Source organism: Clostridium sardiniense, from assembly GCF_016907995.1.
In the GTDB taxonomy this organism is placed as follows: Bacteria; Bacillota; Clostridia; order Clostridiales; family Clostridiaceae; genus Clostridium; species Clostridium sardiniense.
The window spans coordinates 1-16,998 of sequence record NZ_JAFBDA010000023.1 but is presented as its reverse complement, the minus strand read 5'-3'; the positions used below and the strand labels follow the sequence as shown (position 1 = coordinate 16,998).

14 protein-coding genes are annotated in these 16,998 nt (G+C 29.2%); 12 read left to right on the top strand and 2 right to left on the bottom strand.

What is annotated here, in order from left to right:
* The first annotated feature begins 110 nt into the window (after nucleotides 1-110).
* The 7 genes from JOC62_RS15255 to JOC62_RS15225 all read left to right on the top strand — a co-directional run bounded on the left by JOC62_RS15255 (nucleotide 111) and on the right by JOC62_RS15225 (nucleotide 9,235).
* A complete protein-coding gene (locus tag JOC62_RS15255; protein ID WP_204596154.1) occupies nucleotides 111-287 on the top strand; it encodes a hypothetical protein in 177 nt (58 codons plus the stop codon).
* 24 nt (nucleotides 288-311) lie between these two features.
* Nucleotides 312-1,808, top strand: a complete 1,497-nt coding sequence (locus tag JOC62_RS15250) for a carboxypeptidase M32 (RefSeq protein WP_204596153.1) — start codon at nucleotides 312-314, stop codon at nucleotides 1,806-1,808.
* 658 nt (nucleotides 1,809-2,466) lie between these two features.
* Complete coding sequence (gene gadC / locus JOC62_RS15245; RefSeq protein WP_204596152.1) at nucleotides 2,467-4,044, top strand: glutamate/gamma-aminobutyrate antiporter; 1,578 nt, start codon at nucleotides 2,467-2,469, stop codon at nucleotides 4,042-4,044.
* Nucleotides 4,045-4,167: 123 nt separating this feature from the next.
* Nucleotides 4,168-5,571 (top strand): glutamate decarboxylase, encoded by a 1,404-nt coding sequence (gene gad, locus JOC62_RS15240; RefSeq protein ID WP_204596151.1) that lies wholly within the window; start codon nucleotides 4,168-4,170, stop codon nucleotides 5,569-5,571.
* A 330-nt stretch (nucleotides 5,572-5,901) separates the two neighbouring features.
* On the top strand, nucleotides 5,902-6,978 hold the full coding sequence (locus tag JOC62_RS15235) for a pyridoxal-phosphate-dependent aminotransferase family protein (protein WP_204596150.1): 1,077 nt from the start codon (nucleotides 5,902-5,904) through the stop codon (nucleotides 6,976-6,978).
* Between the two features lie 21 nt (nucleotides 6,979-6,999).
* Entirely contained in the window at nucleotides 7,000-7,908 is a 909-nt protein-coding gene (locus JOC62_RS15230; RefSeq protein WP_204596149.1) for a D-2-hydroxyacid dehydrogenase, read from the top strand.
* A gap of 85 nt (nucleotides 7,909-7,993) precedes the next feature.
* Complete coding sequence (locus JOC62_RS15225) at nucleotides 7,994-9,235, top strand: DUF1015 domain-containing protein (protein WP_204596148.1); 1,242 nt, start codon at nucleotides 7,994-7,996, stop codon at nucleotides 9,233-9,235.
* Nucleotides 9,236-9,267: 32 nt separating this feature from the next.
* Here JOC62_RS15225 and JOC62_RS15220 read toward each other — a convergent pair whose 3' ends face one another.
* The gene (locus tag JOC62_RS15220) at nucleotides 9,268-9,963 is read right to left on the bottom strand and encodes a 5'-methylthioadenosine/adenosylhomocysteine nucleosidase (protein ID WP_204596147.1); all 696 of its coding nucleotides are present in this window, start codon (nucleotides 9,961-9,963) and stop codon (nucleotides 9,268-9,270) included.
* A 184-nt stretch (nucleotides 9,964-10,147) separates the two neighbouring features.
* Between JOC62_RS15220 and JOC62_RS15215 the strand changes: the two genes are divergently transcribed.
* The 5 genes from JOC62_RS15215 to JOC62_RS15195 all read left to right on the top strand — a co-directional run bounded on the left by JOC62_RS15215 (nucleotide 10,148) and on the right by JOC62_RS15195 (nucleotide 16,226).
* Entirely contained in the window at nucleotides 10,148-10,912 is a 765-nt protein-coding gene (locus tag JOC62_RS15215) for a tRNA threonylcarbamoyladenosine dehydratase (RefSeq protein ID WP_204596146.1), read from the top strand.
* 435 nt (nucleotides 10,913-11,347) lie between these two features.
* Nucleotides 11,348-12,280, top strand: coding sequence for a GNAT family N-acetyltransferase (locus tag JOC62_RS15210; RefSeq protein ID WP_204596145.1), 933 nt, complete (start codon nucleotides 11,348-11,350; stop codon nucleotides 12,278-12,280).
* A 21-nt stretch (nucleotides 12,281-12,301) separates the two neighbouring features.
* Nucleotides 12,302-13,159, top strand: coding sequence for a glucose PTS transporter transcription antiterminator GlcT (gene glcT / locus JOC62_RS15205; protein WP_204596144.1), 858 nt, complete (start codon nucleotides 12,302-12,304; stop codon nucleotides 13,157-13,159).
* A gap of 148 nt (nucleotides 13,160-13,307) precedes the next feature.
* Complete coding sequence (locus JOC62_RS15200; protein WP_204596140.1) at nucleotides 13,308-13,973, top strand: class D sortase; 666 nt, start codon at nucleotides 13,308-13,310, stop codon at nucleotides 13,971-13,973.
* Between the two features lie 45 nt (nucleotides 13,974-14,018).
* A complete protein-coding gene (locus JOC62_RS15195; protein WP_204596139.1) occupies nucleotides 14,019-16,226 on the top strand; it encodes an SdrD B-like domain-containing protein in 2,208 nt (735 codons plus the stop codon).
* 54 nt (nucleotides 16,227-16,280) lie between these two features.
* On the opposite strand, the gene JOC62_RS15190 is transcribed toward JOC62_RS15195, so the two are convergent.
* Nucleotides 16,281-16,772 carry a PTS sugar transporter subunit IIA gene (locus JOC62_RS15190; protein ID WP_204596138.1) on the bottom strand — a complete coding sequence of 164 codons (492 nt, stop codon included), beginning with the start codon at nucleotides 16,770-16,772 and terminating at the stop codon, nucleotides 16,281-16,283.
* Nucleotides 16,773-16,998: the final 226 nt, after the last annotated feature.

Below are 16,998 nucleotides of genomic sequence, written 5' to 3'. Positions count from 1 at the left end.
AATTATCTAATTTAAAAGTATATTATAAATATCAATATAATTAGGATAACTAGAAGAATATAGTTTTTCTTTGCTATAATAGGAGTATAAATCAAAAGAGGAGTGTTTTTATGTCAGCAGGAATTGCAGTAAATTGCGGAGATTGTCCAGAAAAAAGAAGCGGAAATTGTGATGGAAAGGATCTACAATGTGTTTGTTTTAAGTGTCCGAGAAAATTAAGTGAATGTATAGTAACTAAGTATTGTAGAGAAACTGAATCTGTATTATATTTTGGACCTGAATATTAATTAAAAGGAGATGAATTGGGGCTTATGAGAGAAACAAAGTTAAATGAACTTAAAAGTTATATTGAAAGTATTTCTAAAATGAATTCGGCTTTAGAGCTTATTTATTGGGATATGCAAACTAAAATGCCTAAAAAGGCAATAGAACAACGTTCAGGTATTATAGAGCATATATCTGGAGAGATATTTAGGATGACAACTTCAGATCGAATGGGAGAACTTTTAGATTATTTTGTTCATAATATAGAAGGGTTATCAGAAAAAGATAAGGCAATAATAAAACATGCTAGAAAAGAGTATGATGAAACAAAGAAGATTCCAGAGGAGAGATATAGAGAATTCGTAATAGCACAAGCGCTATCAGAAGGTGCATGGGAAGAAGCTAAAGAAAAAAAGGATTTTGAAATATTTAAGCCTCATCTGAAAAGGATGATAGATTTTCAAAGGGAATTCGTAGAATACTGGGGCTATAAAGATAATAAATATGATACACTTTTAGATAAGTATGAAGAAGGTTTAACCGTAAAGAAACTTGATAAGATATTTGATGAGCTTAAAAATGGGATAATAAAAATATTAAATAAAATAGAAAAGAGCGGAAAGCAGGTGAATAGAGACTTTTTACTTGGAAAGTTTGATAAGAGGTCTCAGGAAAAGTTTGCTTTATTTATTCTAAATAAAATGGGGTATGATCTTAAAGCAGGAAGACTTGATGAAAGTATGCACCCATTTACAATAAGTTTTGGGAATAAGGATGTAAGAATCACAACAAATTATGATAATGAAGATTTTACATCAGCTTTATTTAGTTCTATACATGAAGGTGGTCATGGTATATTTGATCAAGATGTTCCAGATGATCTGCAAAGAACAGGACTAGATACATCACTTTCTATGAGTATTCATGAATCCCAATCAAGGTTTTATGAAAATATATTAGGCAGAAGTAAAGAATTCTGGGAATACTTTTTCCCTTTTGCAAAGTACGAATTTAGTGAGTTTAAAGATATAAGCTTAGAGGAATTTTATGAAGCAATAAATTACGTTGAGCCATCACTTATAAGAACAGAAGCTGATGAATTAACATATAGCATTCATATAATAATTAGATATGAAATAGAAAAAGCTCTTATAAATGGAGATTTAGATATTGATGATGTTAAAGAAGTATGGAATAGAAAATATAAGGACTATTTAGGGGTAGAGCCTAAAAATGATAGTGAAGGAATACTTCAAGATATTCATTGGTCAGATGGTTCTTTTGGGTATTTCCCAAGTTATGCATTAGGAAATATTTATGGAGCTCAAATGCTTCATACAATGAAAAAGGAATACCAAGGAATGTATGATGATATAAGAAATGGAGAGTTAGGTGGAATTCATATGTGGTTATATGAAAATGTCCATAAGTATGGCGCGATGTATTCACCTAGTGAAATTATAAAAAATATTAGCAATGAAGATTTAAGTTGCAAGTACTTCTTAGATTATTTAGAAAAAAAATATCTAAGCATATATAAATAGGTTAATAAATTTGTTAAGACCAATAATTTACTATAACAAGTAAATAGAGTATTGGTCTTTTTTTTATTGCATAAATGGTAATCTTTTAAGTGTGAATGGTAAAAAAACAAAGAGTATAAGAAAAAAATAGCATATATGAGTAAACAACTATGAATACTAGGACATTGACTATTAATAATTAATCCAATATATGATTTAAATGTATAAAATTGTAACCATATATAAAAGAAAGTTAAGTTTTTAAATAAAAAGTAATTATTAGATATAAATTGATTACAATGAAATATCTAGGTAAACGTTTAACGTTAGTGATATAGCCATTTTTTAAAATTAATAATTATATGAAGTTTATTAATTATATGCGTGAAGTGGCTATTTTAAAGGCTTTAAGGGGTATTTGTAAAATTTGCAGAACGAATTTAGTAATAAAACTAAGAATAGCAGAGAATGCGAGATTATTTATAGGGATTTATTCATATAATCAAATTTTACAGTTGATTTGAATATTTTGGGTTTAAAAACAGCGTTTTACATAAAAAATAACAGTTGCTATACTTTAGCCATAGACAGGAACAAGAAAAAAGTTCCTAACTTGCTTAATACTGTCGACAAGATTAAGCCTTTTAATAAAAACAAAATATTGAAGGGTCGTGAAATTATGGATAAAGGTTCAAAGCCAAAGAGCGCTAAGTCATTAAGCTTATTTGGGTTCTTTGCAATAACAGCATCTATGGTAATGGCTTCATATGAATATCCAACATTTGCAACATCCGGATTTACTCTAGTATTCTACTTATTAGCTGGTGGTTTCTTATGGTTTATACCAGTAGCTTTATGTGCAGCAGAAATGGCGACAGTTGAAGGATGGCAAGAAGGTGGTGTTTTTGCTTGGGTTGGAAACACACTAGGAGAAAGATATGGATTCGCAGCAATAGCATTTCAGTTCTTTGAAATATCAATTGGATTTATTACAATGCTATATTTCATATTAGGAGCATTGTCATATGTATTTGATTTTCCAGCACTTAATACAGATCCAACAGTTAAATTTATTGGAGTATTAATTGTATTTTGGGCATTAACATTTACTCAATTAGCAGGAACAAAATATACAGCAAAAATTGCTAAAACAGGATTTATAATAGGTATAGTAATACCATCATTAATTCTATTTGGATTAGCAATAGCTTATATAGCACAAGGTAATCCAATGGATGTAAAAATTAGTGCGGGAACATTCTTCCCAGATTTTACTAAGTTAAATACTTTAGTTGTTTTCGTATCATTTATATTAGGATATATGGGTGTTGAAGCATCAGCTACTCATGCAAATGAAATGAAAAATCCTAAGAGAGATTACCCATTAGCAATGTTAATCTTAGTTGTTGTTGCAATAATTTTAGATACTATGGGTGGTTTATCAGTTGCAGCAGTTATACCACAATCAGAATTAAATTTAAGCTCTGGTGTTATACAAACATTTGCAGCTTTAATAGGTCACTTTACTTCTCATGGAACTTGGATTGTAAAGATTATATCATTAATGATTGCAGTTGGAGTTATGGGAGAAGTTAGTTCATGGGTTGTTGGTCCATCAAGAGGATTATATGTAGCAGCTCAAAAGGGAATTTTACCAAAAGTATTTAGAAAAGTTAATAAACATAATGTTCCAGTTCCATTAATTATGGTACAAGGTATTTTATGTACAATATGGGCCGCAGTTTTAACATTCGGAGGCGGTGGTAACAACGTTTCATTCTTAACTGCGATGTCACTTACAGTTGTTGTTTACTTAGTTGGTTACTTCTTATTCTTTATAGCTTACTTTAATTTAGTGCTAAAGAAGAAGAATTTAAAGAGAGCTTACCAAATACCAGGCGGAACAGTATTTAAAATGATAGTTAGTATAGTAGGTTTTATAATGTCAATATTTGCATTCGTTATATCCTTCGTACCACCAGCATCATTAGATGCATCAAGTGCTAAGGGATACGAAGCAATGCTTATAATATGCTTCATAATAGTGCTTATACTTCCATTTGCAATATACGCACTTCATGATAAGAGTGCACACAAGAGTCTTAAAGAACCAGTTGCATTAAAAGCCGATGAAGTTAATAAATTCGTTCCTCCTATAGCTAGAGGACAACATCAAATTAATCCAGATCCAGAAGATATTATGGATCAAGAAGAAAAGCTTCTTCCACCGGGAGATAGTTCAGGAAATAAGAAATAGTATAAAGCTAGTAGCTTTGTTCACCCAATGGCAAGACTATCAAGAAAATCACAGCCTACCTGAAGATGAACATGTTATAAATATAAAAATATAAAATAATTAATAATCAAGGGAGGTCTTACTATGTTATTTAGTAGAGATGATAAAGAATTAAAAGATACTTATAGAACACCAATATTTGGTACAGAAGAAGAAGATGTAGAAATGCCAAGATATTCAATTGGTAAGAAACCTATACAACCAAGAGTTGCATATAGATTAGTTAAAGATGAATTAATGGATGAAGGTAACGCAAGATTAAACTTAGCTACATTCTGTCAAACATATATGGAAGATGAAGCTACAAAATTAATGGCTGAAACATTAGAAAAAAATGCTATTGATAAGTCAGAATATCCTCAAACAACAGAACTTGAAAATCGTTGTGTAAATATAATTGCTGATTTATGGCATGCTCCAAAGGATATGAAGTTTATAGGTACTTCAACAGTTGGATCATCAGAAGCATGTATGTTAGCTGGTATGGCTATGAAGTTCAGATGGAGAAATAGAGCTAAGAAGCTTGGTATGGATATAAATGCTAAGAAACCAAACTTAGTTGTATCATCAGGATTCCAAGTATGTTGGGAAAAGTTCTGTGTATACTGGGATATAGAAATGAGATTAGTTCCATTAGATGAAGAGCACATGAGTTTAAATATGGATAAAGTAATGGATTATGTTGATGATTATACTATAGGTATAGTTGGTATATTAGGTATTACTTATACTGGTAAATATGATGATATTAAGAAATTAAATGATCTTGTTGAAGAATATAATAAGACTGCTAAATTATCAGTAGTAATTCACGTTGATGGTGCTTCAGGCGGATTATTTGCACCATTTATAGAACCAGATCTTGAATGGGATTTCAGATTAAAGAATGTTGTATCAATAAGTACTTCAGGTCATAAATACGGACTAGTTTATCCAGGTATCGGTTGGGTAATGTGGAAAGATGAACAATTCCTACCTAAAGAATTGATATTTGAAGTAAGCTACTTAGGAGGAAAGATGCCAACAATGGCTATAAACTTCTCAAGAAGTGCAAGCCAAGTAATAGGACAATATTACAACTTCTTAAGATATGGTTTCGAAGGATACAGACAAATACATCAAAGAACAAAAGATGTTGCAATGTATTTAGCTAAAGAAATCAAGGATATGGGATTATTTGAAATCTACAATGATGGATCAAACTTACCAATAGTTTGTTACAAATTAAAAGAAGATGCTAATGTAGAATGGAAATTAGATGATCTAGCAGATAGATTATTAATGAAAGGATGGCAAGTACCTGCTTATCCATTACCAGAAAACTTACAAAATGTAAGAATCCAACGTATCGTATGTCGTGCTGATTTAGGTCATGCAATGGCTGAACAATTAGTAAATGATATTAAATCTGGTATAAAAGCTCTTAATAATGCACATGTTTTAGAAAAAAATGAACAAAATAAAGGTGCACATGGCTTCACACACTAATTAAAAAAAGATTATTAAATAAACAAATAATAGTTCAATTCACTATATATCGCTTAAATTAGAATAAAAAAAGTTCTTTATCTATAAATTTATAGATAAAGAACTTTTTTTATTGTAAGATAATGAAATTTTTTCGTCCTAAATCATATTATTAATAAGTAAAGGGTTAAAATCATTTAAGATAAAAAATGTATTTGAAATGTAGACATTTTTGCTGAAAGGTATTTTACAGTAAAAACTATTAATGGTATTTGGAATTATGGAATATAATAGTAGAATGTATGAATAAGCAATAACGAAAAAAGAGATTTAATAATAGGGGGAATGTATATGCATAAAAAGTTGTTTATTCCAGGTCCTGTAGAAGTTCGTAAAGAGGTATTAGATCAGATGGCAAAGCCTATGATAGGTCATAGAAGTAAAGATGCATCAATGCTTCAAAGAAGAATAAGTGATAACCTAAGAAAGCTATTTTTTACAGAAAGCGAGATATTATTATCAACAAGTTCCGGAAGTGGCCTTATGGAAGGTGCTATAAGGTCATGTACATTAAAAAAGGCTGCCGTTTTTTCTTGTGGGGCTTTTGGGAAAAGATGGCATGGTATGGCCGTTAATAACAATGTACGGGCAGATATTTTTGAAGTAGATATGGGCAAAGGTATAACAAAAGAAATGGTTGATAATGTATTAAAAACTGGTGAATATGATTTAGTTGCAGTAACTCATAATGAAACATCAACAGGAGTTATGAATCCTATATATGAAATTGGTGAAGTTATCAAGAAGTATCCAGATGTCGTATTTATTGTTGATGCAGTAAGTTCAGCAGCAGGAACAAAAGTAGAGGTAGATAAAATCGGTATAGATGTATGTATTACATCTAGTCAGAAAGCTTTAGGACTTCCTCCAGGTCTTGCTATATGTACTTTTTCTAAGAAGGCAAAAGAGAGAGCTGAGAAGGTTCCAAATAGAGGTTTTTATTTAGATTTATTATCACTTTATAAGTATATTCAAAAGAAGGATTATCAGTATCCATCAACACCATCTATTTCTCATATGTATGCACTAGATTATCAGCTGGATTATATACTAAACAATGAAGGACTAGAAAATAGATTTAATAGACATTTAGAGATGGCAAAAGTAGTTAGAGAATGGGGAAAGAAGTATTTTGAGCTATTCCCAGAAAAGGATGAGCTATTATCAAATACATTAACTACTATAAAAAATACTAGAGGAATAAGTGTTGCTGATTTAAATAAGGAGCTAGGAAAAAGAGGATTTACTATATCTAATGGATATGGTGATTTAAAGGAAAAAACATTTAGAATAGCTCATATGGCAGATTGCCAGGTGGAGGATGTTAGAGAATTATTAGATAATATTGAAGATATATTGGGGTTATAGTTTAAGGTAGGGGGGCATTTTATGTATAGAATTTTAACTAATGATGGTTTGCAACAAAGTGCTATAAGTAAGTTAGAAGCTTTAGGTATAGAAGTTGTAAACACTCATTATAATCAAGATATATTAGGAGAAAAACTTAAGGATTTTGATGCAATAGTAATTAGAAGTGCTACAAAGCTAACTAAAGATGTTTTAGATGAAGCATCAAAAGGAAAGCTTAAACTTGCAATAAGGGCAGGGGTTGGAATAGATAATATAGATGTTAAATGTGCTGAGGATCTTGGAATAACTGTTAGGAATACTCCAAATGCAAGCTCAGATTCTGTTGCAGAACTTGCAATAGGCCATATGTTTTCAATTGCTAGATTTTTAGGTGAATCCAACTCAACTATGAGAAATGGTGAGTGGAACAAGAAGAAGTATCAAGGAACTGAAATTTATGGTAAGACCCTTGGAATAATAGGTATGGGAAGGATAGGGAAAAGTTTAGCTAAGAAAGCTGAAGCGCTAGGTATGAAGGTAATATATTATACAATTGAAGGAAAACATGATGAATTACACTATGAATTTTTTAATTTTGAAGATGTATTAAAATCTTCAGATTTTTTATCAATTCATGTTCCTTATAATAAGGATACTGAATCATTAATTGGAGAAAATGAATTTAATATAATGAAGGATGGAATATATATTGTAAATTGTTCAAGGGGAAAGGTTGTAGATGAAGATGCATTATTAAAAGCACTTGAAAGTGGAAAAGTATCAGGAGCTGGAATTGATGTATTTGAAAAAGAACCAACAGCAAATAAAGCATTAGTAAATCATCCAAGAGTTAGTGTAAGTCCTCATATAGGGGCCTCTACTAGAGAAGCACAAGATAGAATTGGTGAAGAGATATTTAGTGTAGTTAAAGAATTTTTTAATTTATAAAATACTATTAAAAGTATGCAGTCTTATATTAAATAAGTTTATTAAGTCTGCATACTTAAATATATTTAAAAATGGAGGGAGTTTTATGGCAATTGTTAAGCCTTTTAAGGCTGTTAGACCAGTGAAGGAATTAGCTTCAAAGATAGCAGCATTACCTTATGATGTTATGAGTAGTGAAGAAGCGAGGAAAATAGTTAGAAATAATAAATATTCATTTTTACATATAGATAGAGCGGAGATAGACTTAGATATTGGAATTGATGCTCATGATAAAAGAGTATATGAGAAAGCTAGGGATAATCTAAATAGAATGATTAAAGAGGGAGAATTTATTCAGGATGAAAGTCCATACTTTTATATATACAGGCAAATAATGAATGAAAGAGTTCAAACAGGATTAGTATTTACAGCATCAATTGATGATTATGTAAGTAATGTTATTAAAAAACATGAATTTACAAGGGCAGATAAAGAAGAAGATAGAATTAATCATGTAGATTATTGCAATGCAAATACAGGCCCAATATTTCTAACTTATAGAAAGGATAATAATATCTCAGGTATTATAGATAAATATACTAAAGAAGACCCTGAATATGATTTTCATTCAGAAGATGGTGTAAGGCAGAGTGTATGGATTATAAATGAATATAAGGATATACAGGGATTAGAAAAGTTATTTAAAAATATAGATAGAATGTATATCGCAGATGGTCATCATAGGTGTGCATCTGCTGCAAAAGTTGGACAAATGAGAAGAAAAGAAACACCAGGTTATACTGGTAATGAAGATTTTAATTATTTTTTAGCGGTAGCATTTCCGGATGAAGATCTTTATGTCATGGATTATAATAGAGTAGTTAAAGATTTGGGGAATCTTAATAAAGAGGAATTTATTGATAAGGTTTCAGAGAGCTTTGGAATAAGTAAGTATAAGGGTGAAGGCGGATATAAGCCAACTAAAAAGCATACTTTTGGAATGTATATAGATAATGAATGGTTTATATTAGAAGCAAAAAAATATAGTTTTAATGAAAATGATCCTATAGATAGATTAGATGTTTCAATTCTTCAGAAAAATTTGTTAGAAAGAGTTCTAAATATTAAGGATGTTAGAACATCAGATAGAATAGATTTTATAGGTGGAATAAGAGGACTTAAAGAACTTGAAAGACGTGTAAATAAAGATATGAAAGTTGCATTTTCTATGTATCCAACAGAAATTCATGATGTTATGGATGTTGCAGATATTAATAAAGTTATGCCACCTAAATCAACATGGTTTGAGCCAAAGCTTAGAAGTGGATTATTTATTCATAAATTGTAAGTTAAAATAAAAAAAGTCCTAATGGACTTTTTTTATTTTAACTTATTAATCATTCCTTTAAGAATTGTTGTTGAGTTTCTAACTCCGATTGGAGTAAACTTTTCATAATCCATGTGTGCTCCATTATTAGCGTTATCTGAAATTGATCTTATAACTACAAATGGAATGTGGTTTAGATAACAAACATGAGCAATACTTGCTCCTTCCATTTCAACGGCTTTAGCATCGAATTCTTTTTCAAGCCATTTAATTTTATCTACACTAGCTACGAATTGATCTCCTGAAACTATTCTTCCTGAGAAAGTATTGAATCCTTCAATTTCATCGCAAGCTTTCTTACAAACTGATACTAAGTTTTCATCACATTTGAAATCAAAAGTATCTAATCTTGGAATTTGACCATGTTTATCTCCGAATACTGTTGTATCCATATCGTATTGAACTAAGTTTTCAGCTATAACAACATCTCCAGGATATATATCCATTCCGATACCACCTGCAACTCCAACATTAATTACTGTTCCAACATTATATTCTGAAATTAATATCTGAGTACATATTGCTGCATTAACCTTACCTATTCCTGAAACAACTGCTACAACATCCTTATTCCAAAGTTTGCCTTTGTGGAAAGTCATGTTTGCTTTAACGTTTTTTTCAGTAACTTCCATATCTTTTAGAAGAATTTCTAATTCTTCACTCATTGCACTTATTATTCCAATTACCATAATCTAATCCTCCGTAAAACAATTAGTTATCTCAAAAATAGATAACTTATACAATATTATAGACTCAATAGAAAGTATAGTAAACATAAGTGAATATTTTACCGGAGAAAAAAACCTTGTATAAGGTAATAATATAAAATAAAATAGAAATAAATATTTTGAGATAACAAAGGAGATAAAATATATGGCGCAACATTCACTGTCAAGAACGGAATTACTTATAGGAAAAGAAGGTTTAGATAAATTAAAAAATGCTAAGGTAGTTGTATTTGGAGTTGGAGGAGTTGGAAGCTTTACAGTTGAAGCATTAACTAGAGCTGGAGTTGGAAATCTAGTTTTAATTGATGATGATACAGTATGCCTTACTAATTTAAACAGACAGATCCATGCAACATATAATACAATAAGCAAAGTTAAAGTAGATGTTATGAAGGAAAGAGTTTTAAGTATTAATCATAAATGTAATGTAATTACTCACCAAGCTTTTGTAACTCCAGATAATATAACTGACTTTATAACAGATGATGTTGATTATGTAGTTGATGCAATTGACACAGTAACTGCAAAGATTGCTCTTGCAAAATATTGTTATGAAAATGATATAAAAATAATTAGTTCAATGGGAACTGGTAATAAATTTGATCCAACTCAATTTAAGGTAACTGATGTGTTTAAAACAAAAGTTTGCCCTCTTGCAAAAGTAATGAGAAGTGAACTTAAAAAAAGAGGTGTTAAAAAGCTTAAGGTTGTTTACTCAGAAGAGCAACCAACTAAACCAAGAACTGAAGATGTAGTTACATGTAAAACAGGTTGTGTTTGTACAGGTGGTACAAAAAAATGTGCTGAAAAGAGGCAGATACCAGGAAGCATTTCTTTTGTTCCTCCAGTTGCAGGTATGATAATTGGTGGAGAGGTTATAAAAGATATAATAGGAATGAATGATAAATAATTTATGTGGATAACTTTTAATAAACAAAAACTATTTTACAAAAATTGGATAAAATATGACTTTTGTCGATTAAGTTAGGCAAAAAAATATAATATACAACAAGATTATAAGCACAATATATTGTGCTAAGAAAAAAGTTATCAACAACATGTTGATAAAATTGGGGATAACTTTATTTTAAAGATTCAATTGCAATAAAGTTTAGATGTATTAATTTAAAGACTTCTTTAAATAAATTTAAAGAGGTCTTTATTTATTAATCTAATAAGAGCAATTATATTTTTAAAATATAATTTTCAATTAGTGATTAAGTATAAATTATTTAAATACATTCTAAACATAATATTATTTATAAATATAATCAGTTAAACCTTGTAAACGTAGAAGTATAATATATAATATTCTTATAAGACTTTAATTTTAGGAGAATTTAATATGTCACCAAATTACAATATAAATATAGCTTTAAATAAGGGAAGTAATAATGAATATCTTATTAGGGATAAAAACAGCATAAACATAGGAAGATTTTCCATAGAAGAATTAGATCAGAGTAATAAAAGATGTAATATTGATTTAAAATTTTATAGAGAATATGATTATAGCCTATTAAGAGAAACTTTAGAGTTATTATTAATGGCGACTTTTAAGGATAAGAATATTTTTAAGGTTAACATAAAAGTAATTGAAGGAATTAGTCTTTCGCCATTTCTTGATTTAGGATTCATTTTAGAGGGTATATTATCGGATAATATATATTCTAATGGAATTTATAAGAATGAACTTATGTTAGGAATTAATAGAGAAGACTATATATATAAAAATTGTGCATCGATGATTCAATTGGAGGGTAAAAATGTTACATTAAGAAATTTAACTCCAAATGATGATGAAGCATTATTAGAATACTATACTAAAAATAAAAAACATCTTGAAAAATTTGAGCCTACAAGAGATAAAGAATTCTATACATTAGAAGCACAAAGAAATTCATTAAATGAAAGTTACAAGCAATTCTTAAACGGAACCTCAATAGATTTAGCAATTATAGATAATGACAAAATAATAGGAAAGCTTAGATTATCTAATATAGTATATGGAGTATTTAAAAGTGGAATACTTGGTTATTCTATAGACGAGGATTATCAGGGAAAAGGTTATATGAAAGAAGCTGTAAATTTGGTTGTAAATTATGCTTTTAAAGAATTAGATCTTCATAGAATAGAAGCATCAGCACTTTTAGATAATGAGAGATCAAGAGGGGTACTAATTGGTACTGGGTTTAAGGAATTGGGGATAAATGAAAAATATCTTTTTATAGATGGAGTGTGGAAAGATCATATAACATATTACAAAATAAAGGGTTAAAATGTAAGTGAGGGGAAAAAGATGGGCAAATTATTAAAGGATGATGTGGTGGTAACTAAAGTTTTTAACAATAGTATAGTTTTAGTAAAGTCTGAAGGGAAAGAAAAAATATTATTTTCAAAAGGTATAGGGTTTGGAAAAAAATTTGGAAATATAATTTTAAAAGATACTGAAGTAGATAAAATTTTTAAAATTGAAAATGAAGACAATATAAAGAATTTTAATAGAATAATTTCAAAGATAGATGATGAATTCTTTGCTTTATGTGAGGAAATTATTTATGATATATCAGAGAGTCTTGGGGAAGACCTTAGTGAAAATATTCACATAGGGCTTATAGATCATCTATTTTTTGCTACGAAAAGATTACAAAATAATGAAGAGATTCAAAATCCTTTCATTGTAGAGATAGAGACATTATATCCTAAGGAATTTTTACTTGCAGCAGAAGCAGCGAGAAAGATAGGAAAATCAATTAATATAAATATACCAGATGGAGAGATTGGATTTATAGCACTTCACATACATTCATCTAGGAATAATGGGAAACTCTCAAACACTATAAAGTATAGTTACTTAAGTAGTTCTATAATCGAATATGTTGAAGAGACTTTAAGTATAAAGATAAATAGAAAATCATTAGATTACGCAAGATTCTTAACACATATAAGATTTGCAATAGAGAGAATAATGACTAAAAGTCCAATAAAAAATGATTTGATATCAGTGATAAAAGAAAAATATAAAAAATCATATAATATAGCAATAGGAATAGGTAAATTCTTAGAAGAAGAACTAGATACGGAAATAGTTGAAGATGAAATTGCTTATTTGGCAATGCATATAGAAAGATTTAGATATTCTATAAAAGTAGAATAATAATTAAAATTTAGAGTTTGAAAAAATGATAAATATAACTGATAAAGGGTAAAAATACTAAATATGTAATTGCAAGAATATTATTACACACAAATAATTAAATATTTAGGTTATAATTAAAATGTTGCTATTAGGAGAGTGTTAGAAAATGAGAAAAAAAAGGGAAGAGGAAGAGGGTAAAAAAATCCCTAAAAAAAGAAGTAAGCTTCTTACTATATTTGGAGTTATATTCATTTTAGGTGGGTTACTACTTATAGCATATCCTTTTATAGAAATTGGGTTAGATAAAAGAGATATATCAAAGAATATAAATGAGTGGGACAAGCAAAGAACAGAGGCACTTAAAAATGATAAGGATAATTCAAATAAAGAAGATACAAAGAAAGGGAATAAAATAAAATATCCTATTGTAAAAGTGAACGGAAAAGATATAATAGGAAAGCTTGTTGTTACTAAGACAGGTGAGCAAATTCCAATACTCATGGGAGCAACAGAAGAAAATCTAAGAGGTGGTGCAACTCTTTATGATAACGGGATATATCCAGGGGATAAAGGCACTGCAATTATATTAGGTCATAGAGAAACTACTTTTGGATTCTTAGAAAATATAAAGGATTCAGATATAGTTGAAGTACAAAGTTTAAATCACACATATAAATTTAAAGTTAAGAAGACATATATAACAAATCCAGAAGATGAATCAATACTCGCTCAGGAAGAAGGCCCAAGTATGACTTTAGTTACTTGTTATCCTTTTAGATATGTAGGACCTGCACCTGATAGATTTATTGTTAAGCTTGATTTGATTGAATAAATAATTAATAAAAAAATACACGAGAAAAAACAAGGTGATAATAGTATGAAAAGTGATAAAAATATTGGAAGGTGGCTAAGTTTGGTCTTAGTCACTGTAGTAATATTACAGCTCTTGCAAGCAGTTGGAGCAAATAATGTATATGCTAATGAGAATAATGGTGATAGCGTAGCCATAAAAAACAATAATATTAAAGGTGTTCAAGGTACAGAAGACCTATATTATTCATATCCATATTTAAGAGAAATTAAATATCATATAGCACCTGATGCCTATAAAAAAGAAAGATTGAATTCATCAGATGATAATTCAATGACAATAGGAGATTATAAAAGTGTATTGGCACAACGTATTTTAGAAAATTCCGGAACTGATAATGAAAATGCAGTACATCATTCAGCAATAGGAGGAAAGGTATGGCATGATATCAATGGTGATGGAATACAAGAAGATAATGAGACATTAATAGAAGGAATAGATGTATATCTTTTAGATAGAAATAAAAATATAATAAATAGTACTAAAACAGATGCGTTTGGTAGATATGAGTTTGATGATTTATATGCAGGAACTTATTATGTAAAGGTTAATAAGTCTGATGAGTTTAAGCTATTTACAAAAAGACAAGGAACAGGTGATACTAACCTAGATAATGATTTCGATAAAGAGGGATTTACATCAAAAATAGAAATAGCAGATAAAGAAGAAAACTTTAGTATTGATGCTGGAATGACAAAGCCTATAACTATAGGTAATTTTGTTTGGAATGATATTAACTGGAATGGCAAGCAAGATGAAGGTGAACATGGAATCCCAGGAATCCTTGTTAAGTTATACAAGGATGGTAAGTTAAGTCTTGAAACAAGAACAGATGAAAGTGGACATTATTCATTTAATAATCTTGAGCCAGGTGAATATAGTCTAAAATTTGTTGATTTAAAGGATATATATGCGCCAACTATAATATTGAATAGTGACAGTAGTTCATCTAATGTAATAGATGAAAACGGGTTTACAAAAATATACAATTTATTATCTGGAGATAAAAAAAAGGATATTGATGTAGCTTTTCATAAAGCTAAGATAAAGAGTAATATTTTTGAAGATAAGAATTTTAATGGTAGACAAGATGAAGGTGAATCCGGAATAAATGATGTTATCGTAAAGCTATATTTAGAGAATGGAACATTTGTAAAAGAGACTAGAACAAATAACTTAGGTATATATGAATTTAATAATTTATTACCCGGAAAATACTATATTAAGGTACAAAAAGCAAAAGGATATAATTATTTTTCACCTAAAAAGATAGGAGTATATGCTAAAGGTAGTGTAGTAAATGGAGATGGAGTATCAGATGTTTTTAATATAAATAAAGGCCAACGTTATCTTTATCTGAATGCAGGTATGACTTTTTTTGGAGAAGTGAATGCTAGAGTTTTTGAAGATAAAAATTATAATGGTAAAAGAGATAAAGATGATAAACTCATAGAAGATACTAGGGTAAAATTATTAAGCGCTAATGGTGATGAAGTTAAAGATATCTATGGAAATAGTGTTGAAGATCAAATTACCGATAAGTATGGCAGAGTTTATTTTAAAAATTTACCGAAGGGTGAATATAAAATTAGTGTATCAATGCCTAAAGGGTATAGTAGTTTTACAAAGCAAAGTACTGATATAAGTTCAAATTTTAGTAATGTAAATACTGGTGGATTTAGTGAAAATATAAATGTTAAAAATCTAGACAAGGATAATGTAATTAATGCAGGGGTTATAAAGTCAGGCAGTATTGGAAGTAAAGTTTGGAATGACAACAATAAAGATGGAAAACAGAATGATAATGAAAAGGGTGTTGAAGGAATAGATGTATTCCTTTGTGATTCAAATGGTAAATTACTATCAGTAACAGATACTGATAAGGATGGTAAGTATAAATTCGACAATTTAGATCCTGGTAAGTACTATGTTTTATTTGAGACACCAAAAAACTTAGGGGTAACTAATTTAAAAGATAATGGTTCACAATCACATAAAAGCAGAGATATAAATCTATCATCAGGAGAAGCTGATAATAGTATTAATTTAGGTGTTTATGTAAAACCAGATTTATCAAAAGAAGTTAAGAAACTGCCTGTTACAAGCAAACAAGGATTTAATGATGTACTAGGTGGAAGTGCTTTAATTATACTTGGGATATCAGTTTTAGCATATAAAAAAAATAGGAGTTACAGGAACTGTAAAGATGAATAGATGGTAAAATAGAAAAACTCATTGCATGATAGCAATGAGTTTTCTTATTATTTATTAAATAGTATATTCTAAAACTACAGTTTCACCAGCTACTACATCCATGCCAGTTTTAACATCTAGTGATTTAACTGTATCTGGGTTAGTTATAAGAACTGGAGTAACTAATGATAGTCCTTTATTTTTAATGAATTCTCTATCTATTTTAATGATAGGAGTTCCAGCTTTAACTCTTGTTCCTTGTTCTGCTAATTGTTCAAAACCTTCTCCATTTAGAGATACAGTTTCTATTCCTATGTGAACAAGTACTTCGATTCCGTTATCTAAAGTCATAGCAAATGCATGTTTAGTTTTAAATACTAAAGTTAATTCTCCATCACAAGGTGCTACGATTATATCTCCTGTTGAGTCAATTCCTAATCCATCTCCAGCCATCTTTTGAGCAAATACTGGATCTGGAACTTCTGATAAATCTACAGCTTTTCCACTAACTGGAGCTACAAAATTTAATGATTCTTCTTTTTTATTTTTCTTAAATAATCCAAACATAACTTTCAAGTCCTTTCTATTTTACAAATGTTTTTAAATATCAATTATTAGGTTGTTTAAATTTTAAACATAGTATACCACATGCTCTTTAAAATAAAAAAAGGCATAAGTTTAATAAATAAACTTATGCCTCAGAGTGTCGACAAAGTCGACACTCTTTTGTTTTTCAAGTAAAATAAGTTTGGGTGATATAAATGTTAACTAAAAGAGAAATGAATTCAAGAGA